We start from the raw sequence: 21373 nt of genomic DNA, 5'->3' as shown, positions 1-21373 counted from the left end.
GGGCGCCCCCTAGGGAGGGCGTGGTCACCGGCGCTTGAGGGGTGCTGTGCGGCGTGGTGCTGTGCCCACCTGTTCCGCCCCAGCGGAACGATTGCCCACAGCGGCACAGCGGCACAGCGGCACAGCGGCACAGCGGCACAGCGGTAAAGCGGAGTGCGGTGCTACGTGAGGTGTAGGGCCGTGAGGAGGTCGTCTATCAGGTCTCGGTCGCGGGGCTGGGTGAGGTGGGGGCGCGCCTCTTCCGGGGGGAGCCAGAGGAGTTGGTCCACTTCCTCGGTGGGGGTGAAGTGGCCGTTGCCCGCTTCCGCCGCCCAGTACGTGACCAGCTTGGGGCGGCCCTTTGCGATGTAGTGGACGGTGGACAGGCGGGGGCCCAGGACGCACTCGTAGCCCGTCTCCTCCGCGACCTCCCGCACCGCGCACGCCGCCAGTCCCTCGCCGCGCTTCAGCTTGCCCTTCGGGTGCGACCAGTCGTCGTACTTCGGCCGGTGCACCAGGCAGATCTGCAGTTCCCCGTCGGCAAGGGAGCGCCGCCACAGGACGCAGCCCGCCGCCCGTACGACATCGTTGTTCACGTGGTGCTCACCGCCTCCCGCAGCCAGACCCGCTGGAACGCGAACCGGGCCGCCTCGACCTCGTGTCGCTGATCTGCGTGCAGTACCCCGAGCGCGTAGGCCGTCGCCGGGGCGATTCGGGGAGTCCGGGCCGCCGAGGCCGCGGCAGCCGCCGCCTCCGCCGCGTCCCGGTGCTGTTCCAGGGCCTGTGCGGCCTCGAGGAGGCGTACGTCGACGCCCTCCTCGCCGTGCAGCACCTCGAGTGCGTAGCGGTGCAGGCGCAGCAGCAGCCGGACCTGGTGCCAGGGGGCGTCCTGCGGCTGCGGCGACGGGTCGGCCGCGAGGCCGTGGACCAGGGCCTCCGCGTTGTAGGGGTGACCTGCCCGGTACAGGGGCAGGGCCTTCACCGCCTCGGTCAGGCGGTCCTCCGCGGCGGCGGCGAGCGGTTTGAGGGCGTTGGTGCGTGCCGCCTGGGGGGCCAGCGGGACCTCGCTGGCCAGTACGGCGACGCTGTCCGCTACCGCGTGGAAGCGGGAGGAGCCGAGCGCTTCCAGCGCGGCCGAGTGGGCCCTTGTGCGGGCCAGGGTCAGCTGGCGCTCCAACAGGGCGCCAGCTTTGGCTGCGCCCACGGTCAGGGTGCCGCGGTCCGGGGAGCCTGGGGGTGGGGTTCCTAGGCCGACGTCGTCGGGTTCCTCCCCCAGTGCCTTAAAGGCCTGGGAGGTACCCCCAGTGCCCACCCGTTCCGCCCCAGCGGAACGATTGCCCACAGCGGTAGCGGCGGCGCGGCTGCCCACAGCGGAAGCGGCAACGGCAACCGGGGCAGTCGCCGGCGGCTTGCCCGACAAGCGTTGCAGTGCGCCCAGCAAGCGGTTCAGGCGAGAGGCGTAGGCGTGTTCGCGGGCCAGGGTGCCCGAGAGCCACGCCAGTTCGGGGCGGAGTGCGTCGGACCAGTCGGCGTCGAGCAGCGGGCGGAACGTGTGCAGGGTGCCGCTGATGCGGCGGGCCGAGCGGCGCAGGGCGCGCACCGCGTCGACCGTCTCCTCAGCTCCGCCGGAAGCACCGCCGGAACCTCCGCCAGAGCCCCCCTTGGACCCCCCGTTAGAACCCCCGTTCGAACTTCCACCGGAGCCCCCGCTCTCCCTGTGCAGCCGCAGGGAGCGCAGGAACTCCGTTGCCTGACCCTGCAGATAGGCCGTAAGGACCTCCCCTGCGAGGGCTGCCTCGTGCTCATGGTGTTGCTGCTGTGCCACGCCGGCGCCTCCGGGCGTCTATGAGCATCTCCTGGACGTTCCGCAGGGGCTGGCCGTCGCCGTCGGTCGAGTGCCGGGTCCAGGCGCCGTCGGGCCCCAGGTGCCAGGAGGACGTGGTGTCGGACATTCCGGTTTCGAGCAGCCGGCTGAGGGCCGCCCTGTGGGCCGGGTCGGAGACCCTGACCAGTGCCTCGATCCGGCGGTCGAGGTTGCGGTGCATCATGTCGGCGCTGCCGATCCACACCTCAGGCTCGCCGCCGTTGCCGAAGGCGAAGACGCGCGAGTGCTCGAGGAAGCGGCCGAGTACGGACCGTACGCGGATGTTCTCGGACAGGCCGGGGACGCCGGGCCGCACCGCGCAGATGCCGCGCACCCACACGTCCACCGGCACACCCGCCTGCGAGGCGCGGTACAGGGCGTCGACGACCGCTTCGTCGACCATCGAGTTGACCTTGATGCGTACGTAGGCGGGGCGCCCGGCACGGTGGTGCTGGGCCTCCTTGTTGATCCGCGAGACCAGGCCGTCGCGCAGCGACTTGGGGGCCACGAGGAGGCGGCGATACGTTTCTCGGCGCGAGTAGCCCGACAGCCGGTTGAAGAGGTCCGACAGGTCTGCGCCGACCTGCGGGTCCGCGGTGAGCAGCCCCAGGTCCTCGTAGAGCCGGGCGGTCTTCGGGTGGTAGTTGCCCGTACCGACATGGCTGTAGCGCACGAGGGTGTCGCCCTCCTGGCGCACCACCAGCGACAGCTTGCAGTGGGTCTTCAGGCCGACCAGGCCGTACACGACATGGCAGCCCGCCTCCTCCAGCTTGCGGGCCCACTTGATGTTGGCCTGCTCGTCGAAGCGGGCCTTGATCTCGACGAGGACCAGCACCTGCTTGCCGGACTCGGCCGCGTCTATCAGCGCGTCGACGATCGGCGAGTCGCCGGAGGTGCGGTACAGGGTCTGCTTGATCGCGAGGACGTCCGGGTCGGCCGCGGCCTGCTCCAGGAACGCCTGCACGGAGGTGGAGAACGAGTCGTACGGGTGGTGCAGCAGCACGTCCCGGTCGCGCAGCGCCGCGAAGATGTCGGGCGCCGACGCGGATTCGACCTCGGAGAGGTCGCGGTGGGTGCCCGCAATGAACGCCGGGTACTTCAGCTCGGGCCGGTCGAGCTTGGCGATGCCGAAGAGGCCGGTCAGGTCCAGCGGGCCCGGCAGCGGGTACACCTCGGCCTCGCTGATCTTCAACTCGCGTACCAGCAGGTCCAGGACGTAGCGGTCGATCGACTCCTCGACCTCGAGGCGCACGGGCGGGCCGAAGCGGCGCCGCATGAGTTCTTTCTCCAGGGCCTGGAGCAGGTTCTCGGCGTCGTCCTCCTCGACCTCCAGGTCCTCGTTCCTGGTGAGGCGGAACATGTGGTGCTCCAGCACCTCCATGCCCGGGAACAGCTCCTCCAGGTGCGCGGCGATGACGTCCTCGATCGGGACGTACCGGTTCGGCGACGCCTCCAGGAAGCGGGACAGCAGCGGCGGCACCTTGACGCGGGCGAAGTGGCGGTGGCCCGAGACCGGGTTGCGCACCACGACCGCGAGGTTGAGCGACAGGCCCGAGATATAGGGGAACGGGTGCGCCGGGTCCACGGCCAGGGGCGTAAGGACCGGGAAGATCTGATGCCGGAAGAGCGTGAACAGGCGGGCCTGCTCCTTGTCCGTCAGCTCGCTCCAGCGGACCAGGTGGATGCCCTCCTCGGCCAGCGCGGGGGCGACATCTTCCTGGTAGCAGGCGGCGTGCCGGGCCATGAGCTCGCGCGAGCGGGCCCAGATCATCTCCAGCACCTCGCGCGGCTGCAGGCCGGAGGCGGACCGGGTGGCGACACCGGTCGCGATACGGCGCTTCAGGCCGGCGACCCGGACCATGAAGAACTCGTCCAGGTTGCTGGCGAAGATCGCGAGGAAGTTGGCGCGCTCGAGGAGCGGTGTGCGGGGGTCCTCGGCGAGCTCAAGCACGCGTTCGTTGAACGCCAGCCAGCTGCGTTCACGGTCCAGGAACCGGCCCTCCGGCAGCGCGATGCCGTCGTATCCCTTTTGCTCATACGCGTCCAGGTCCGCGTCGACCGAGTCGATGTCCGGCTCCAGTTCGGAGACGGCCGCCGCGAGCGTGTGCGGGCGGTGCGCGGCGATGGAGCCCACGGAGGGCTGCGCGTGCTGGACCTCTGCGTTGGTGTCGGGCTGGTTCATGGAACCATTCTTCCGCGCCGAGGGCATTACGGGCGCGTCAGAAAGTGCGGGCTCCAACGGGGAGGTGAGGCGAAGTCTCCCGTTCCGGGAGCTGGGGGGCGGGTCGGGCACCTCGGGCGTCATTCACCGAGCGTCGCAAGCCCGTCTGAATCGTCGGTTACGGCGATATGACGTGCGGGATAGCGGCGGAAGGCCCCCGGGCGACTTACGGTGCCGGGGGCCCAGGCGCCGACGCCCCTTTCCGGGGGCGACGGCACCCTACGTCATACGGTGCTGCGGCGCAGCAGACGGAAGGCTGCCCAGGCGGCGGCTGCGGCCAGGGCGAGCATGATCCCCGTCTCGGTGAACTGGACCCACCAGAAGTGGGAGTGGGGGTGGAAGTCGACGTACCAGCCGGTGATGTTGAGGTCGGCGGGGCACTTTTCCATGTCGTGAGTGCGCTGCCAGCAGGCGTCGTACGGGAGGCGCTTGCCGGAGGCGGTGACGTAGCCGGACTGCATAAGGAAAGAGTCCGGTCCGATGGTTGTCCACCGCTCTGCGTAGGTACTCGTGTTCGTGCCTGTGATCGTGCGCACCGGGAACACGTCCCACCGCACCGTGCCGACGGCTATCGGCACCGACAGCGAGACCACTCCGGCGATCGCCATCGCCGGGAGCGTGCGGCGTACCAGCAGGCCGACGAGCGCCCCAATAGCGACGGCCAGCAGGCAGTACGCGGTGAGCACGGGGCCGTACGCCTCGAAGACGCCCCGGTCCACCCAGCGCAGGTTGTGAGCGTCGGCGAAGGGTGCCCTGAGGAACTGGTAGATCCCTACCAGGGCGAGCACCAGGGCGGTCGTCGCGACGGCGGCCACCGTGAGCTTCGAGGCGAGCCAGCGTGCCGGGGACGCCGACTGGGTCCAGGCGAGCCGGTGCGTGCCGCTCTCCAGTTCGCGGGCGATCACCGGACCGGCCACGACGGCGCCGATGAGGAGCGGTAGGAAGAGGAGAACTGTGGCGGCGTAATCGGCAGTGATCCACATGAGGTCCCGGGCGCTCGAGAACCCGAGGAAGGTGTCGGTGCAGGCGCCGACGCAGTCCGTCGGCTCCTCGAACAGCTCCGCCGAGACCCACAGGAAGATCGCCACGGCCGCCGCCGCGATCACCAAGCCCAGCCCCGTCCACAGAATGGCGCGGTGCAGGCGCACGGTCGTCCAGTACAGGCCGCGCAGGCGCCCGCCCGAGGGGCGCCCCAGGGTTGCCGATGCGCTCATGCGTTCACCGCCGAGGACTGGGACGTGACGGAAGCGACCGACGGGACGGACGCGTCCTGTGTGAGCAGGGCCGGTGCGTCCGGTGACCGCAGATGCGCGAGCAAGATGTCCTCCAGGGATGGCTCCGTGGCTTCCCAGCCGGGGGCGACCGGACCCGCGGGGCGGATCAGGGCGGTGAGGCCGCGGCCGGTGGCGCGGGACTCGACGACGGTGTGCGGGGCGAGCCCGTCGGTGAGCGGGCCCCGGCCGGTGATCAGCCGGTGGGCGGCGACCAGGTCGTCGATGGGGCCGCCGAGGCGGATGCGGCCGTCGCCGACGAGGAGGAGGAAGTCGCAGGCGTGCGCGAGCTCGCCCAGGATGTGCGACGACATCACCACCGTCGTGCCGTGCTCGGCAGCCTCCGCCAGGAGGGTCCCCATCAGCTGATGGCGCGCCAGGGGATCGAGGTCGGCCATCGGCTCGTCGAGCAGGAGGAGTTCGGGCCGTTTGCCGAGGGCCAGGGCGAGGGCGACCCGGGTGCGCTGTCCGCCGGACAGGTTGCGGATCCGGGCCGCCGGGGCGAGGCCGCCGTCGGTCACGATCTTCTCGGCGAGGGCGGAGTCCCAGTGCCCCGGGTTGAGTTCGTGGCCCATCCGCAGCGTCTCGGCGATCGTGAGCTGCGGGTAGAGCGGCTTGTCCTGGGCGACGTACGCGATGCGCTCACGGACCGCGGACGGGTGGGAGCCGAGCACGGTGAGGGTGCCCTCGGTGGGTTCGAGCAGGCCGGCCGCGTGGGCGAGCAGCGTCGACTTTCCCGCCCCGTTGGGGCCGACGACCGCGCAGATACGGCCGGCCGGCAGCCGGAAGGTGCAGTCGCGCAGTGCCCAGCCGCCGCCCCGTGACGGCCCCGCGAACCGTTTGCCCAGTGCGGCCGCCTCGATGGCGCTGTCCGTCATGCCGTGTCCCCCTCGTTCATGCCGTGTCCCCCTCGATGTCGTTGATCTTTTCGGCGAACTGCTCCTCCAGAACGGAGGCGAAGAGCGCCGCCACGTCGTCCCGGTCCAGCCCGTCCGCGCGCGCCCGGGCCGCCCAGGCGGCGAGCTCGGACCGCAGCGGCGAGCCGGCGGCCGCGGCGCCCAGCGAGCGGCGTACGAAGGTGCCGAGGCCGCGGCGGGCCTCGACCAGTCCTTCGCGCTCCAGCTCGCGGTAGGCCTTCAGCACGGTGTTCGGGTTGATGGCCGTGGCCTCCACGACCTCGCGGGCCGTGGGGAGCTGGTCGCCGGGCTCCAACAGGCCCAGACGCAGGGCCTGTTTCGTCTGCTGGACGATCTGCAGATAGGTGGCGACGCCGCTGCGCCGGTCGATGCGATACTCGACCACTCGTACAACCACCCTTTCACTAATTGAGTAGTGAAAGGGTGGCGTAATGAGCCCGTGGCGTCAAGATCCGAGTTGTGTGTCAGCAGTGACGGGTGATGTGGCGGGTGATGTCCCGTCAGGGGCGCCCCGCCACCACCCCGTTACAGCTCCGTGCGGTACATCAGGTCCGCCTCGTGCGTCACGAAGCCCAGGCGCTCGTACACGCGCAGGGCCGCCTTGTTGTCCGCGTCGACGTAGAGCATCGCGGTCGGCAGGCCGGAGGCGGCGAGGTGGTTCAGGCCGATGGTGGTCAGGGCGCGGCCGAGGCCGGTGCCCTGGGTCTCGGGGGCGACGCCGAGTACGTACACCTCGCCCAGCTGCTCCTCCGCGTGGACCTTCGTCCAGTGGAAGCCGATCAGTTCGCCGTCCTCCCGCTCCGCGAGGAAGAAGCCCTCCGGGTCGAACCAGGGTTCGGCCATGCGGTCGTCGAGGTCGCGCTGGGTGAGGGAGCCCTGTTCGGGGTGGTGGGCGAAGGCGGCGGCGTTCACGGCGAGCCAGGCGGCGTCGTCCTCGCCGGGGATGAACGTACGCACCCGGACGCCCTCCGGCAGCACCGGCTCGGGGAGGCGGAGGTCCGACAACGGACGCCGCATCTGACGCAGTTCGCGGAAGAGGGTCAGGCCGAGGACCTGCGAGAGGTGCCGGGCGGCGGAGTGCCCGCCGTGCGCCCAGATGCGCAGCCGCTTGCCGGACTCGGCGAGCAGTGCGGTGCCGAGGGCGCGACCGTGCCCGTGGCCGCGGTGCGCCGGATGGACCACCAGCTCGGCGGCCGGTGCCTCGACGGGGTCGGTGTCCTCGAGCTGGGCGTATCCGGCGAGCTCGTCCTCGAGGAGCAGCAGAAGATGCCGTACGCCCTCGCGGGGCCCGCCGCGGAGCTGCAGCCGGCCCTGCTCGGACACCGCCTGCTGCCCGTCGGCGCGGGCGGCCTCCGCGATCAGCTCGAGCACGGCCTCTGCCTGGTCCGGGGTGAGCGCGCTGTGCGTCTCGATGCGGCGGAGGAAGGCGGGCGGAAGGGCGTCGTCGCTGGTCATGGATACGAGAGTACGGCGGTCCCGACGGCGGGCAAACGGTTCCCGGCGGGGTGTTCCGGCCGTTGCCCGGCACCCCGTGGGCGGCGGGCGCCGATGCCGGGCAGGGGAGTGGCTTCGGAAACCAGTCCGTAACCCTCAACCCCCTGTTGCGCTACGCGCGTTGACTCTAGGCTGCGGCACACACTCGCCACACCCTTCACGCCGAGCCGGCTGCTCCAGCCGAGCCAACTGAGCCAACAAGGGGACACATGTCCGCTAGACCCCAGAAGAAGAGGGCCGCCCGCCGGGTACTCGTCGCCGCGGCGGTGCTTTCGACCACCGGGGCACTGATCGCCGCGATGCCCGCGAACGCGGAGGAGAACCACGACGGCGCCGCCAAGACCGGCCGCTACCAGGACGTGCAACTGCTGTCCTTCAACGACCTGCACGGCAATCTGGAGCCCCCGGCAGGCTCCTCGGGGCGGGTCACGCACCTGAACGAGGACGGCACCACCAAGACCATCGACGCGGGCGGCGTCGAGTACCTCGCCACCCATCTGCGCGAGGCCCGCAAGGGACACCCGTACTCGATCACGGCCGCCGCCGGCGACATGGTCGGCGCCTCGCCGCTGATCTCCGGACTCTTCCACGACGAGCCGACCATCGAGGCGCTCAACGGCCTCGACCTCGACGTCACCTCGGTCGGCAACCACGAGTTCGACGAGGGCGCCAAGGAACTGGCCCGTCTGCAGAACGGCGGCTGCCACCCCGAGGACGGCTGCTACAACGACAGCGAGGAGTTCGAGGGCGCCAACTTCCCCTACCTCGCCGCGAACGTGACGGACGAGAAGACCGGCAAGCCGATCCTCAAGCCCTACTGGGTGTGGAAGAAGGACGGCGTCAAGATCGGCTTCATCGGCGTGACCCTGGAGGGCACCCCGAACATCGTCTCCGCCGCGGGCGTCAAGGGCCTGAAGTTCGGTGACGAGGTCGAGACGATCAACAAGTACGCCAAGGTGCTGCAGAAGCAGGGCGTGAAGTCGATCGTCGCGCTGATCCACGAGGGCGGCACGCCCGCATCGGCGGCGTACAACTACGACTGCGACAGTCCCGGCCCCGGCGACGGCATCTCCGGCCCGATCGTCGACATCGCGAAGAACGTCACGCCGCAGGTGGACGCGCTGGTCACCGGCCACACCCACCAGGCGTACGCGTGCACCATCGACGACCCGGCGGGCAACCCCCGCATGGTCACCTCGGCCTCCTCGTTCGGCCGGCTCTACACGGACACCACGCTGACGTACGACCGCGGGACCGGCGACATCGTGCGTACGGCCGTGAAGTCCGCGAACCACGTCGTGACCCGTGACGTCGCCAAGGCCGCGGACATGACGGACCTGATCAACCGCTGGAAGGCGCTCGCCGACCCCGTGGCCAAGCGGCCCATCGGCTATATCGCGGGCGAGATCGGCAACACCGGCACCGAGTCCCCGCTCGGCGACCTGATCGCCGACGCACAGCTCGCGTACGCCAAGTCCCTCGACCCCGAGGCCGACCTGGCGCTGATGAACCCCGGCGGAATCCGCGCCCCGCTCACGTATGCGGCGAGCGGCAGCGAGGGCGACGGCGTGGTGACCTACGGCGAGGCGTACACCGTCCAGCCGTTCTCCAACACCGTCAACCTGGTGGACCTCACCGGCGCCCAGGTGATCACCGCACTGCAGCAGCAGGTCAGCGGTACGAACGAGGCCTCGCCGAAGATCCTCCAGGCCTCGGCCGGTCTTACGTACACCCTCGATCTGACCAAGTCGGGCGCCGCGCGGGTCGTGACCGACTCGGTGAAGCTGAACGGCGCCGCGATCGACCCGGCCGCCACCTACCGCGTCGCGATGAACTCCTTCCTCGCGGGCGGCGGCGACGGCTTCGCCGAGCTCGGCAAGGGCGCGAACATGCTCATCGGCGGCGACGACCTGGCGGCCTTCGAGTCGTATCTGACGGCGAAGTCCTCGGCCGCGACGCCGTATCCGGTGCCGGCCGCCGACCGGATCACGATCGTCAAGTGAGGCACTGACTACGCACTGACGACCGCTGCGGGGCGGCCGACGGGACCCGAGGGTCTCCGTCGGCCGCCCCTTTTCTTGCGCTGGGGCGGCGCCTAAATGTGCGTAAGTTCTGTGTGAAAATCAAAAGAAAACGTGGCCTGGAAATCGCGGATAAATTCTGTGTGAGTGCCCGTCCGGTTCCTGAAAATGTATGAGAACAGAACTCAGCGGCAACTAATGGAGGTCTCATCGGATTTGGTCTTTTCGGATCCGGAGGGCGCGTAATGTCTTCCGTGTCGAAGCCGAACAGGGCTTACGGCAAACGGAAAAGCAGCACGGAGAAGGGACAACCCCATGAGCTTCCACAAGATCGCCCCCGTCAAGCCGGCCCGCAAGCCCGCCGCGAAGCCCGCTGTGAAGCCGGCCGCCGCGCACAAGCCCGCGCCGCAGCCGAAGCCCCGCCGGCGTCCGGTCGGCAACAAGGCCGGCAAGGACTGCTGAGCACCCGATCGGTGCCATCGAGGCGGGCCCCCCGCGGTAAGCCGGGGGCCCGCCTCGGCCGTGTTCCATGCCCTGTGTCACCGGCCGGAGAAAGGGAGTTGGGGAGTTGAGCGAGCGTAAGGGTGAGGCGAATGCCCTTCAGGTGTTCCGGCGATTCTGGCCGTTGACGCGCGGCGACCGCAGATGGCTGGTCGCCATTGTTCTGTGTGTCGTGGTCGCCGCGCTCGCCGAGACGGCAGCGATCCTGATTTTCGCGAATCTCACGGACCATGCGCTGAACGCCGGTTCGCTCTCCGCCTTCTGGTCGCCCGCCGGGCAGTGGCTCGGTGTCGCCGTGCTCGGCGCCGCCGTCGGATATGCCGGGAACTCGCTGGCCGTGTGGACCGCGGAGAGATTCGTCCTGCGGCTGCGTGCCGGTGTGTTCCGCCATGTGCAGGGACTGCCGCCGCACTTCTTCCAGAAGCACCGCCGCGGTGATCTCGTCGAGCGGCTCACGGGCGATGTCGAGGCCATCGAGCAGATGGTGGTCTCGGGCGTGGTCGGCACCGCGTCCGCGCTGTTCTCCGCTCTCTTCTACGCGGTCGCGGCCCTCTGGCTGCGCTGGGACCTCGCCCTCGTCACCTTCCTGCTCGCCCCCCTCTTCCTGCTCGCCGCCCGCCGCTTCTCCGAGCGGATCAGGTCGGCGGCCCGCGACGAGCGGACCGCCGACGGCGCCATCACCTCGGTCGTCGAGGAGTCCCTCGGCAACGTGGTCCTGACCCAGGCGTACAACCGGCGCCACGAAGAGGAGCGCCGGCTCGACCGGGAGGCGCGGGCCTGGATGCGCGCCTCCGTGCGCGGTGCCCGCGCGAGCGAGCTGTACGAGCAGTTCGTCGAGGTCGTCGAGACGCTGTGCGTACTGGCCGTCATCGGGTTCGGCGCCTGGGAGATCTCCGCGGGCCGGATGACGCTGGGCGACCTGCTGGCCTTCGCGGCCTTCATCGGCTACCTCTACCCGCCGATCCGCAACCTCGGGCAGCTCGGCCTCACCCTCACCGCCGCCACGGCCGGAGCGGAACGTATCCAGGAGATCCTGGACGCGAAGCCCGCCGTGACCGACCCCGTCTCACCCGTGCCGAGCTGGCCCGTGCACGGCCGCATCAGCTTCGACGGCGTCTCCTTCCGCTACCCGGACGCCCCCGCGGACTCGCTGACCGATGTGTCGCTGACCGCCGAACCCGGCGAACTCGTCGTGGTCACGGGCCCCAGCGGGGCGGGCAAGTCCACGCTCTCCAAGCTGATGCTGCGCTTCTACGACCCCTCGGCAGGGACCGTACGCCTCGACGGCGTGCCGCTCACCGGCGTACCTCTGGATTTCCTGCGCGAGAACGTCGCCCTGCTGCCGCAGGAGACGCTGATCCTGCACGGCACCGTCCGCGAGAACATCGCCTGCGGCCGGCCCGGCGCGAGCGAGTACGAGATCTGGCAGGCAGCCGAGGACGCGGCCGCCCACGACTTCATCACCGCCCTGCCCGAGGGCTACGACACCCCGATCGCGCCGGGCACCACCGCCCTCTCCGGCGGCCAGCTGCAGCGCATCGCGATCGCCCGCGCCATGCTGCGCGGCGCCCCCGTCCTCGTACTCGACGAGCCCACGGCCGGACTCGACGCGCTCGCCGCCCGCCGCGTGGTGCAGCCGCTGCGCAGGCTGATGGCGGGCCGTACGACCATCATGATCACGCACGATCTCTCGCTGGCGCCGGACGCGGACCGCATCCTCGTCGTGGACGGCGGCCGGCTCGTGGAGAGCGGCACGCACGGGGAGCTGCTCGCGCGGGGCGGGGCGTACGCCCGGCTGCGCAGTGCATAAGGAGCAGCGCATAAAAGAGGGGGCCCGGCACCTTGTGAAAGGTGCCGGGCCCCCTCGCCGCCGCGTCAGAACAGCGGAACAGCAGGCTGTGTCAGAACAGCAGGTCGTACTGGTTGAAGCCCGTGCCCAGCTTGATGCGCGACGCGAACAGGTCCGTCGAGGCCTTGTCCGTGCCCGGGTAGAGCCACAGCGTGCCGTCGGACGACCTGGCCAGGACGTCGGAGATGCCGTCGCCGGTCATGTCGCCGTTGGAGACGAGCGCGGTGAAGTTCCAGCCCGTGCGCGCCTTGATGCGGGGCGACCAGGGAGCCGAGGCCTTGCCCGTGCCCTTGTAGAGCCACAGGGTGTTCGAGGTGTCGCGGACCAGCAGGTCGGGCTTGCCGTCACCGGACAGGTCGCCGCGGCCGAGGACCTTGAAGCCCTTCCAGGCCCCGCTGACGACCTTGATCTTCGCGCCGAACTGGCCGTTGCCCTTGCCCGGGTACAGGTAGGCCGAGCCGTCGGCGTCCACAGTGACCATGTCGGGCCACGCGTCACCGGTCATGTCGCCGGGGATCGCGTAGGACTTGTAGCCGCCCCAGACCGAGCTGATCTGCATCCAGGCAAAGTCCTGGATGCTGTGGTCCAGGTAGCTGCGGTACAGCTTGCCGTCGCCCTTGTCCCGGACGATCAGGTCCTGGTACCAGTCGCGGTCCAGGTCGGCCTGGATGCCCCAGCTGATGCCCTCCCAGCCGTTGCTGAGGTACTTCCGCTGGGCGAGCGAGGTGCCCTTGCTGTCCTGTTCGAACAGGTTGCCCGACGGCGTACGGGCCAGCAGGTCCGCCCGGCCGTCGTACGACTGGTCGGCGTCGTCGATGCGCGGCTGGGCCGCCCACGTGTACGCGCTGACCTTGGTGAACACCGGGTACGCGCCCTGGGCCGTGCAGCCCGCGACGCCCCAGGACACCACGCCCACGATCTTGCCGCCGACCACGAGCGGGCCGCCGGAGTCGCCGTTGCACGGGCTCGTGGTGCCCTCGTCGGTGCCGCTCGCCGGGGTGCCCGCGCAGATCATCGAGCCCTCGGCGAACTGGTCGCTGCCCAGGACCGACTGCATCGCGCTGTTGCACGTCGAGTCGGCGACCAGCGGCAGGCTGGCCTTGCGGAGCTTCGTCGACAGCTCGGCGCCGTCCGCGCCGGAGGTCACGCCCCAGCCGTAGACGGTCCCGGTGGTTCCCGGGGTGTACAGCGCGCTGTCGTTGGAGGCGGCCAGGCGCAGCCAGGCCTGCTCCAGCGGGCGGTCCAGGGTGAGGACCGCGATGTCGTTCTGCAGGGTCGACTCGCTGAAGCGGGGGTGGCTCCACTGGTTCACCACGCCCGCGACGGTGCCGGTGGTGGTGTCGTCCAGGTCGGCGGTGCCCGCGAGGACGGAGCCGTTGGTCTTCCAGTCGAGGCCCGCCACGCAGTGCGCCGCAGTGAGGACCTTGTTCGGGGCGACGAGGGTGCCGCCGCAGAAGTAGCCCTCGTCGGTCGTGGAGTCGTAGTAGCCGAGCTGGACCATCCACGGGGCGGTGGAGATGGTGGTCTCGGTGCCGCCGATTATGAACGGACTCTGAGTCTTGCCGGACTCCGTCGTCGGGGTCGGCTCGGCGGTCGGGGTCGGCTCCGCGGACGAGGTCTGGCCGTCGGAGGCCGCCACCTTCTTGGCGGCCTTGACGATCCGGCTGCGGAGCTGCTTGTCGGAGGCGGTCCGCTTGGGGGACGCGGTGTGGGACAGGGCCGCCTTGGGCAGGTGGTGCGGCTCGCCGGCCGCTGAAGCGGACTCTGCCGCGACGGCACCGGCGCCGGCCAGCGCCAGTGCGAGAACTGCCGCGGACGCCGCCTTGAGGGGGCGTTTGCCACGGCCGCGCAGGGCACGTATCACTCAGTTCTCCTGGGGGTGTGCTGTGATCGTGAGCCCGAGCAGGGCATACGACGCAGACACCCCTCCTGGCACATACCTCACAGGCGAAGCCGCGGAGCCCCCTCCGGCCCGGTGATCGTAGGTCTCCCCAACCCCTCTGCACACCGGCTTCACAGGGCATAGCCAAGTGTTCGTCCACCGCTTCCGTAACTTCACCCGCCCCGCAACCCCGCGTTTTCGGAGCGGCCGATCCAGACCCCGCCCGGCCTTATATCGGGCATACGCACTTCTGTCGGGCTTCTCAGGGAGCACTCAGGGAGCTCTCATGCGGCACGGGAAAGCTCTGAACCATGACCGAGAGCATCCGCCGCGACGGCGAGTACCCCCAGGGCGACAGCCAGCAGTCCGCGTACCCCGAGCAGCAGCACGCTTCCGACGACGCCACGCAGCGGTTCGAGCAGACGGTGCCCCACCCGGGTGCCGGGCACCCCTACGGGCAGAACGCCGGGCAGCAGGCCGCGTACCAGGCCGCCCCGGCGGCGGCCGAGTGGCCGCCCCCGCCCGCGTACGAGCCCGTGCAGCCGGTGGCCGTCGCGCCGGGCACCACGGTGTGGCCGGGCTCCGGTCAGGGCGGCGACGGCGGTCATGACGGCATCGGGTCCGGCGGCGGTCACGTCTTCGCCGCCGCTGCCGAGCCGGCCCCGGCGCCCCGGCGCCGCGCTAAGGGCCCGCTGGGCCTGCTCGCCGCCGTCGCCATAGCGGCCGCGGCCGTGGGCGGCGCCACCGCGTACGCCTTCCAGGAGCTGACCGGCAAGGACACCACGACGGTCAGCGCCGGCACGAGCGTGGTCGCCGCCAGCAAGAAGGGCACCGTTGCCGGTGTCGCGGAGGCGGTCAGCCCGACCATCGTCGAGATCAGCGCCACCTCGAACTCCGGGGAGTCCACCGGCTCCGGCGTGATCATCACCAGCAGCGGCGAGATCGTCACCAACAACCACGTCATCTCCGGCGCCTCGACGATCAAGGCCACGACCAGCAACGGCAAGGAGTACACCGCGAAGGTCGTCGGCACCGACAGTTCGAAGGACCTCGCCCTGATCAAGCTGGAGGGCGCCTCCGGCCTGAAGACCGCGACGCTCGGCAACTCCTCCGGCGTCCAGGTCGGCGACGAGGTCGTCGCCATCGGCTCCCCCGAGGGCCTGACCGGCACCGTGACCAGCGGCATCATCTCCGCGCTCAACCGGGACGTCACCGTCTCCACGGACGAGAGCCAGGGACAGCAGGAGCAGCAGCCCGGCGGCGGCAGCGGCTGGCCCTTCGAGTTCGGCGGCCAGCAGTTCAACGGCGACACCGGCTCCTCCACGACCACCTACAAGGCCCTGCAGACCGACGCCTCGCTCAACCCCGGCAACTCGGGCGGCGCGCTGATCGACATGAACGGCAACATCATCGGCATCAACTCCGCCATGTACTCGCCGACCTCGTCGAGCAGCTCGTCCAGCGCGGGCAGCGTGGGCCTGGGCTTCGCCATCCCGATCAACACCGTCAAGTCCGACCTTGACAAGCTGCGCTCCGGCTCCACCAGCTGAGCGTGCACCACCACCGGTAAGGAGTACGACATGATCAAGCAGGTTGTGCACCAGGTGACCACCCCCGTCGCCCCCGCCGGGTTCGCCCTGGCCCTGGCCGTGGCGTACGAACTCCACGCTCCTCAGACCTACGAGGCCCCGGCACCGCTGCCCCGCGCGCCCGAGCTGGCGATCCCGCAGCCGCAGCTGATGGGCCTGCGCACCAGCACTGCGCGCCCCCACCGCCGCAAGGTGCCGCTGCGGCGCCTCACCCCGGCGATGTGCTGAACCGGGGCCCGATGCGGGTGGGGCCTTGTACGGCGTGGGCGTAGCCGAAGACGGCGGCCCGCGCCGTCAGCGCGTACACGCCCCCGACCCGGCAGAGGCGTACCCGCCCCGCATGCCGTGCGACGCTGTTATCTGTCCCCAAGACGACGCACCCCGAGGATGAAACCCGATGAGCCCCGCCGAAGGCGAACCGCTGCGCATTCTGATCGTCGACGATGAGCCCGCCGTGCGGGAGGCCCTCCAGCGGAGCCTCGTCTTCGAGGGATACGACACCGAGGTCGCCGTCGACGGCGCGGACGCCCTGGAGAAGGCCACCGCCTACCGGCCCGACCTCGTCGTACTCGACATCCAGATGCCGCGTATGGACGGCCTCACCGCGGCCCGCCGGATGCGCGGCGCGGGCACGACGACGCCCATCCTGATGCTGACCGCCCGCGACACGGTCGGCGACCGCGTCACCGGCCTCGACGCGGGCGCCGACGACTACCTCGTCAAGCCGTTCGAACTGGACGAGCTGTTCGCCCGTATCCGGGCCCTGCTGCGCCGCAGCTCGTACGCGGCCACGGCGATCGGCGCCCAGGAGGAGGACGCGCTCACCTTCGCCGATCTGCGGATGGACCTCGCCACGCGCGAGGTCACCCGCGGCGGGCGGACCGTCGAACTCACCCGCACCGAGTTCACGCTCCTCGAGATGTTCCTCGCGCACCCGCGCCAGGTCCTCACCCGAGAGCAGATCCTCAAGGCCGTCTGGGGCTTCGACTTCGAGCCCTCGTCGAACTCCCTCGACGTCTACGTCATGTACCTGCGCCGCAAGACCGAGGCCGGCGGCGAGCCGCGCCTCGTGCACACGGTGCGCGGCGTCGGGTACGTCCTGCGGTCGGGCGGCGCCGAGTGAAACGAGTACTCAAGCGATACCGATCCCTGCCACTGCGCTCGCGGCTGGCGCTGCTGGTCGCCGCCGCGGTGGCGTTCGCGGTGGCGGCCGTGTCGGTGACCTGCTGGTTCATCGTGCAAGGAAAGCTGCTGGACGCGGTCGACGACGACCTGGAGTCGGCGAACGGCCCGGTTCGGGCCGCACTCCTCGGCGAGGTCCTGACCGACTGCAGTGAGTCCACGCCCCAGCAGAACGATTTCGGCCCCCAGCCGTCCACCTACTACATGCAGGTGGTCAAGTCCGACGGCAGCCTGTGTGTCTTCCCGTACTCCGCGGGCAAGGTGAAGGTCGTCGACATCGACACGGACGTGGCGAAGGGCACGAATCCCGGCGTGGGGATGTTCCGCGACGGCACCGACAGCGACGGCAACTCCGTGCGGGTGCTGACCCTGCCCCTGATGGCCGACAACGGCCCAGGCGGGCGGTCGGTGGTCGAGAACCATGCCCTCCTCGTCGCCCTGCCCCTGCAGGACACCGAGAAGACCCTCAACGACCTCGCACTCGTCCTCCTCCTGGTCTCGGGCATCGGCGTCATCGGCGCCGGCGCCGCGGGACTGGCGGTGGCACGGGCCGGCCTGCGCCCGGTCGACACCCTCACCGAAGCCGTCGAGCACGTGGCCCGCACCGAGGACCTCACCGTCCGTATCCCGGCCGAGGGCGAGGACGAGATCGCGCGTCTGTCCCGCTCCTTCAACTCGATGACGTCCGCGCTGGCGTCCTCACGGGACCTGCAGCAGCAGCTGATCGCGGACGCGGGCCACGAGTTGCGTACGCCCCTGACCTCCCTGCGCACCAACATCGAGCTGCTCGTCCGCAGCGAGGAGACCGGCCGGGCCATCCCGCCGGAGCACCGCAAAGCGCTGCTCGCGTCCGTGACGGCGCAGATGACGGAGCTGGCCTCGCTGATCGGCGACCTGCAGGAGCTGTCGCGTTCGGACGCGGGTCAGCAGGGGGACAAGGCCGAGGTCGTCGCGATGCACGACATCGCGGAGACGGCCCTGGACCGCGCCCGCCTGCGCGGTCCCGAGCTGACGATCACGGCCGATCTCAAGCCGTGGTACGTGCGCTCCGAGCCGGCGGCCCTGGAGCGGGCCATCGTGAACATCCTGGACAACGCCGTGAAGTTCAGCCCGTCCGGCGCCAGCATCGACGTCGCGCTCGACAAGGGCGTACTGACGGTGCGCGACCACGGCCCCGGCATCTCCGACGAGGAGCTCCCGCACGTCTTCGACCGCTTCTGGCGCTCCCCGTCCGCCCGCGCACTGCCCGGCTCCGGCCTCGGCCTGTCGATCGTGGCCCGTACGGTGCAGCAGTCCGGCGGCGAGGTGACGCTCAGCCCGGCCGCGGGCGGCGGAACGGTGGCGACGATACGGCTACCGGGCGCCCCGACCCCACCTCCGACAACGGACTTCACCCCTGACCTCAGCCCGTCCGGTGTCTGAGGCCCCATTTCAGCCCGTCCGGCGTTTGAGGACGAGGGGGCGGAGCCCCCGATCAGGGGGTCCGGGGGCGGAGCCCCCGGTTTCGGGAAGGGGCGGGGTAGGGGAAAGAAAGGCCCTGATCAGGCGCACCCGCAGGACCGCCGCACCACCAACCGCGACGGAAACAACTTCAACCGCTCGCGTCGCGACCCCGCGACCCGCAGACTGTCGTCCAGCACAAGATCAACCGCGGCCCGAGCCATAGCCGGCCGATCCGACGCAACGGTGGTGAGCGGCGGATCAGTCAACGCCGCTTCCTTGACATCGTCGAACCCGGCCACGGCCAGCTCCCCCGGAACGTCGATGCGCAGCTCACGCGCGGCCCGCAGCACGCCGATGGCCTGGTCGTCCGTGGAACAGAAGATGGCGGGCGGCCGATCGGGACCGGCCAGCAGGTTCAGCGCTATCCGATAGGCGTCATAGCGGTTGTACGGCGCTTCGAACAGACGGCCCTCGGTCGACCGCCCCGCCTCCTGCATCGCACGCCGCCACCCCTCGACGTGGTCGGAGACCGGGTCACCGACCGAAGGCGTCTCCGCCGTACCGCCCAGACACGCGACGTACTCGTAGCCGTGCTCCAGCAGGTGGCGGGTGGCCAGCTGCGCGCCGCCCACGTCGTCCGTGACGACCGCGACGTCGTCGATCGCCTCGGGCCGTTCGTGCAGCAGCACGACGCGGGCGTCCCATGCCTCGATCTCGGCGGCCGCAAGGTCGTTCAGCGCGTGGCTGACCAGGATCAGTCCGGAGACCCGCATGCCGAGGAAGGCACGCAGATAGTGGACCTCGCGCTCCGGCACGTAGTCGGAGTTGCCGACGAGCACCATCTTTCCGCGCTCGGCGGCGGCCTGCTCGACCGCGTGCGCCATCTCCCCGAAGAAGGGCTGACGGGCATCCGGAATGATCATGCCTATGAGGTCCGTGCGGCGCGAGGCCATCGCCTGCGCCACCCGGTCGGGCCGGTAGCCCAGCTCCTTGATCGCGGCGAGAACGCGCTCGCGCGTGGCCGGGGCGACCGGCCGGGGTCCGTTGTTGATGACATAGCTCACGACGGCTGTGGACGTGCCCGCCAGCCGTGCCACGTCATCCCTGGTTACCTTGGCCACGCGCGGAGTCTACGCGGATGGACCTACCTCTGGGCAGGTCGTACGACCGCTTCCTCCGGATCGGCCTCGAGAACGGGCGCCAGGTCGGCGGCCTCGTCCTCCGCCGGCGCCACCGGAGCCTTGGCCGCGGCGTCGGCGCCGCGCTCGGCCTTCTCCGGAGTGACGAACCGGTAACCGACGTTCCGGACGGTTCCGATCAGCGACTCGTGCTCCGGGCCGAGCTTGGCCCGCAGCCGCCGGACGTGCACGTCGACCGTGCGCGTACCGCCGAAGTAGTCGTAGCCCCAGACCTCCTGCAGCAGCTGGGCGCGCGTGAAGACGCGGCCCGGGTGCTGCGCGAGGTACTTCAGCAGCTCGAACTCCTTGAAGGTCAGGTCCAGGACCCGGCCCTTCAGCTTCGCGCTGTACGTCGCCTCGTCCACCGACAGGTCGCCGTTGCGGATCTCCATCGGGCTGTCGTCCGCGGTGATCTGCTGGCGGCCCATGGCCAGCCGCAGCCGCGCCTCGACCTCGGCCGGACCGGCGGTGTCGAGCAGCACGTCGTCGATGCCCCAGTCGGCGGTGACGGCCGCGAGACCGCCCTCCGTCACGACCAGGATCAGCGGACAGCCGGGCCCGGTGGACCGCAGCAGCTGGCACAGGCTGCGCACCTGCGGCAGGTCGCGGCGGCCGTCGATGAGGATGACGTCGGCACCGGGGGTGTCGACGAGAGCGGGTCCCTCCGCCGGGGCCACTCGCACGTTGTGCAGGAGCAGGCCGAGAGCGGGGAGCACCTCCGTCGAAGGCTGGAGGGCGTTCGTCAGGAGCAGAAGAGAACTCATCGCGCCCCACCTGCCTGGGTCGTCGTTACGTCGTGCACGGTCAGCTCGCCCATTACGTCGGTTCCCTCCTCGGTCCCTGCGAGGACGTATTACGCGCGGCACTGCTTCGTACTTCTTCGTACTGTGCGGGTCCCCGCGTCCCTGGGAAACCGCTGCGCTTGCAGGCGGCCACAGGATCGTGGCCAGGTCGTATACGGCTTCGTATACGACACGTCTGAAAGCGCAAGAGGACCCGGGGGCGTCGCTGCCCGGATCCTCTGTCCAGCAGAATAGCCCACATGCGCTCCGTTACGGCAGGTCAAGTCCGGCGATCTTCTGTGCACCCGATCACGGGACGGACGCAGCGCAGACTGCTCCACACGGACGACGGGGTGGTCATCGACGCTCTTTACGAGCCGGGGTCCGGCGCGTTCCAGGAACTCGCGATCGTGGTCGCCCACGGTTTCACCGGTGATCTGGAGCGGCCCCATGTACGCCGGGTCGCCGGTGTCCTCGGCCGGCACGCGGCCGTCGTCACGTTCTCCTTCCGCGGCCACGGGGCCTCCGGCGGACGCTCCACCGTCGGCGACCGCGAGGTGCTCGACCTGGCGGCCGCCGTGCGGTGGGCCCGCGAGCTGGGGCACACACGCATCGCGACGGTGGGCTTCTCGATGGGCGGCTCGGTGGTGCTGCGCCATGCTGCGCTGTACGGGGACGAGGCGGGTGCGGGCGCTGCTGCCGGTGCCGGTGATGACGCTCGTACGGCTGACGCTCGTACGGACGCCGTGGTCGCGGTGAGCGCCCCGGCGCGCTGGTACTACCGGGGCACCGCCCCCATGCGGCGGGTGCACTGGCTGGTCACCCGGCGGATGGGACGTGCCGTCGGCCGGCTCGGCCTGCGTACGCGGATCCACCACCGGGACTGGGACCCGATCCCGCTCTCACCGGTCGAGGCGGTCCCGCTGATCGCCCCCGCGCCGCTGCTGATCGTCCACGGCGACCGTGACGGGTACTTCCCGCTGGATCATCCGCGCTCCCTCGCGGAGGCGGCCGGCGGTGCGGCCGAGCTGTGGCTGGAACCCGGCATGGGCCATGCGGAGCACGCCGCGGACGAGGCGCTGCTGGCGCGGATCGGGGACTGGACGACGGCCGCGCTGCGGCCCGCAGAAGCGTGACCTCTCCATCCTCGTGACCCAGTCCCTGTGATCTGTCTGTGCATCCACTGATTCACAGGCAACC

The 21373-nt window shown here is 70.5% G+C and carries 18 protein-coding genes; 8 read left to right on the top strand and 10 right to left on the bottom strand.

Going from position 1 to position 21373, the window contains the following annotated elements; all coding sequences use genetic code 11:
* Positions 1-161 precede the first annotated feature (161 nt).
* The 7 genes from ACWD4J_RS21305 to mshD form a co-directional block, all read right to left on the bottom strand.
* A complete protein-coding gene (locus ACWD4J_RS21305) occupies positions 162-575 on the bottom strand; it encodes an NUDIX hydrolase (RefSeq protein ID WP_451396962.1) in 414 nt (137 codons plus the stop codon).
* On the bottom strand, positions 572-1804 hold the full coding sequence (locus tag ACWD4J_RS21300) for a CHAD domain-containing protein (RefSeq protein ID WP_451396961.1): 1233 nt from the start codon (positions 1802-1804) through the stop codon (positions 572-574). The genes ACWD4J_RS21305 and ACWD4J_RS21300 overlap by 4 nt, the downstream gene beginning before the upstream one ends.
* Complete coding sequence (locus tag ACWD4J_RS21295; protein WP_451396960.1) at positions 1782-4025, bottom strand: RNA degradosome polyphosphate kinase; 2244 nt, start codon at positions 4023-4025, stop codon at positions 1782-1784. The genes ACWD4J_RS21300 and ACWD4J_RS21295 overlap by 23 nt, the downstream gene beginning before the upstream one ends.
* A gap of 263 nt (positions 4026-4288) precedes the next feature.
* Positions 4289-5278, bottom strand: coding sequence for an ABC transporter permease (locus ACWD4J_RS21290; RefSeq protein WP_451396959.1), 990 nt, complete (start codon positions 5276-5278; stop codon positions 4289-4291).
* Positions 5275-6213, bottom strand: a complete 939-nt coding sequence (locus ACWD4J_RS21285; RefSeq protein ID WP_451396958.1) for an ABC transporter ATP-binding protein — start codon at positions 6211-6213, stop codon at positions 5275-5277. The genes ACWD4J_RS21290 and ACWD4J_RS21285 overlap by 4 nt, the downstream gene beginning before the upstream one ends.
* 16 nt (positions 6214-6229) lie before the next feature.
* Positions 6230-6637 (bottom strand): GntR family transcriptional regulator, encoded by a 408-nt coding sequence (locus ACWD4J_RS21280; protein ID WP_451396957.1) that lies wholly within the window; start codon positions 6635-6637, stop codon positions 6230-6232.
* Between the two features lie 140 nt (positions 6638-6777).
* Positions 6778-7707: a mycothiol synthase gene (gene mshD / locus ACWD4J_RS21275; RefSeq protein ID WP_451396956.1), complete on the bottom strand. Its 930-nt coding sequence runs from the start codon at positions 7705-7707 to the stop codon at positions 6778-6780.
* Positions 7708-7955: 248 nt separating this feature from the next.
* On the opposite strand from mshD, the gene ACWD4J_RS21270 reads away from it, so the two are divergent.
* The 3 genes from ACWD4J_RS21270 (at position 7956) to ACWD4J_RS21260 (ending at position 12078) form a co-directional block, all read left to right on the top strand.
* Positions 7956-9749 (top strand): bifunctional metallophosphatase/5'-nucleotidase, encoded by a 1794-nt coding sequence (locus ACWD4J_RS21270; RefSeq protein WP_451396955.1) that lies wholly within the window; start codon positions 7956-7958, stop codon positions 9747-9749.
* A 333-nt stretch (positions 9750-10082) separates the two neighbouring features.
* The gene (locus ACWD4J_RS21265; RefSeq protein WP_451396954.1) at positions 10083-10229 is read left to right on the top strand and encodes a hypothetical protein; all 147 of its coding nucleotides are present in this window, start codon (positions 10083-10085) and stop codon (positions 10227-10229) included.
* 67 nt (positions 10230-10296) lie between these two features.
* Positions 10297-12078, top strand: coding sequence for an ABC transporter ATP-binding protein (locus ACWD4J_RS21260; protein WP_451396953.1), 1782 nt, complete (start codon positions 10297-10299; stop codon positions 12076-12078).
* A gap of 91 nt (positions 12079-12169) precedes the next feature.
* On the opposite strand, the gene ACWD4J_RS21255 is transcribed toward ACWD4J_RS21260, so the two are convergent.
* Positions 12170-13981, bottom strand: coding sequence for a trypsin-like serine protease (locus tag ACWD4J_RS21255; RefSeq protein WP_451396952.1), 1812 nt, complete (start codon positions 13979-13981; stop codon positions 12170-12172).
* A gap of 329 nt (positions 13982-14310) precedes the next feature.
* Between ACWD4J_RS21255 and ACWD4J_RS21250 the strand changes: the two genes are divergently transcribed.
* The 4 genes from ACWD4J_RS21250 (at position 14311) to ACWD4J_RS21235 (ending at position 18192) form a co-directional block, all read left to right on the top strand.
* The gene (locus ACWD4J_RS21250; protein WP_451396951.1) at positions 14311-15549 is read left to right on the top strand and encodes a S1C family serine protease; all 1239 of its coding nucleotides are present in this window, start codon (positions 14311-14313) and stop codon (positions 15547-15549) included.
* Between the two features lie 30 nt (positions 15550-15579).
* A complete protein-coding gene (locus ACWD4J_RS21245; protein ID WP_451396950.1) occupies positions 15580-15816 on the top strand; it encodes a hypothetical protein in 237 nt (78 codons plus the stop codon).
* Between the two features lie 169 nt (positions 15817-15985).
* Positions 15986-16711, top strand: a complete 726-nt coding sequence (locus tag ACWD4J_RS21240; RefSeq protein WP_451396949.1) for a response regulator transcription factor — start codon at positions 15986-15988, stop codon at positions 16709-16711.
* Positions 16708-18192, top strand: a complete 1485-nt coding sequence (locus ACWD4J_RS21235) for a sensor histidine kinase (RefSeq protein WP_451396948.1) — start codon at positions 16708-16710, stop codon at positions 18190-18192. The genes ACWD4J_RS21240 and ACWD4J_RS21235 overlap by 4 nt, the downstream gene beginning before the upstream one ends.
* A gap of 119 nt (positions 18193-18311) precedes the next feature.
* On the opposite strand, the gene ACWD4J_RS21230 is transcribed toward ACWD4J_RS21235, so the two are convergent.
* Complete coding sequence (locus ACWD4J_RS21230; RefSeq protein ID WP_451396947.1) at positions 18312-19334, bottom strand: LacI family DNA-binding transcriptional regulator; 1023 nt, start codon at positions 19332-19334, stop codon at positions 18312-18314.
* Positions 19335-19357: 23 nt separating this feature from the next.
* Positions 19358-20155 carry a winged helix-turn-helix transcriptional regulator gene (locus tag ACWD4J_RS21225; RefSeq protein WP_451396946.1) on the bottom strand — a complete coding sequence of 266 codons (798 nt, stop codon included), beginning with the start codon at positions 20153-20155 and terminating at the stop codon, positions 19358-19360.
* 278 nt (positions 20156-20433) lie between these two features.
* Here ACWD4J_RS21225 and ACWD4J_RS21220 point away from each other — a divergent pair, with 278 nt between their 5' ends.
* On the top strand, positions 20434-21309 hold the full coding sequence (locus ACWD4J_RS21220; protein ID WP_451396945.1) for an alpha/beta hydrolase: 876 nt from the start codon (positions 20434-20436) through the stop codon (positions 21307-21309).
* Positions 21310-21373: the final 64 nt, after the last annotated feature.

This window comes from Streptomyces sp. NPDC002577, assembly GCF_053594815.1.
This window is presented reverse-complemented; position numbering and strand designations above follow the sequence as displayed.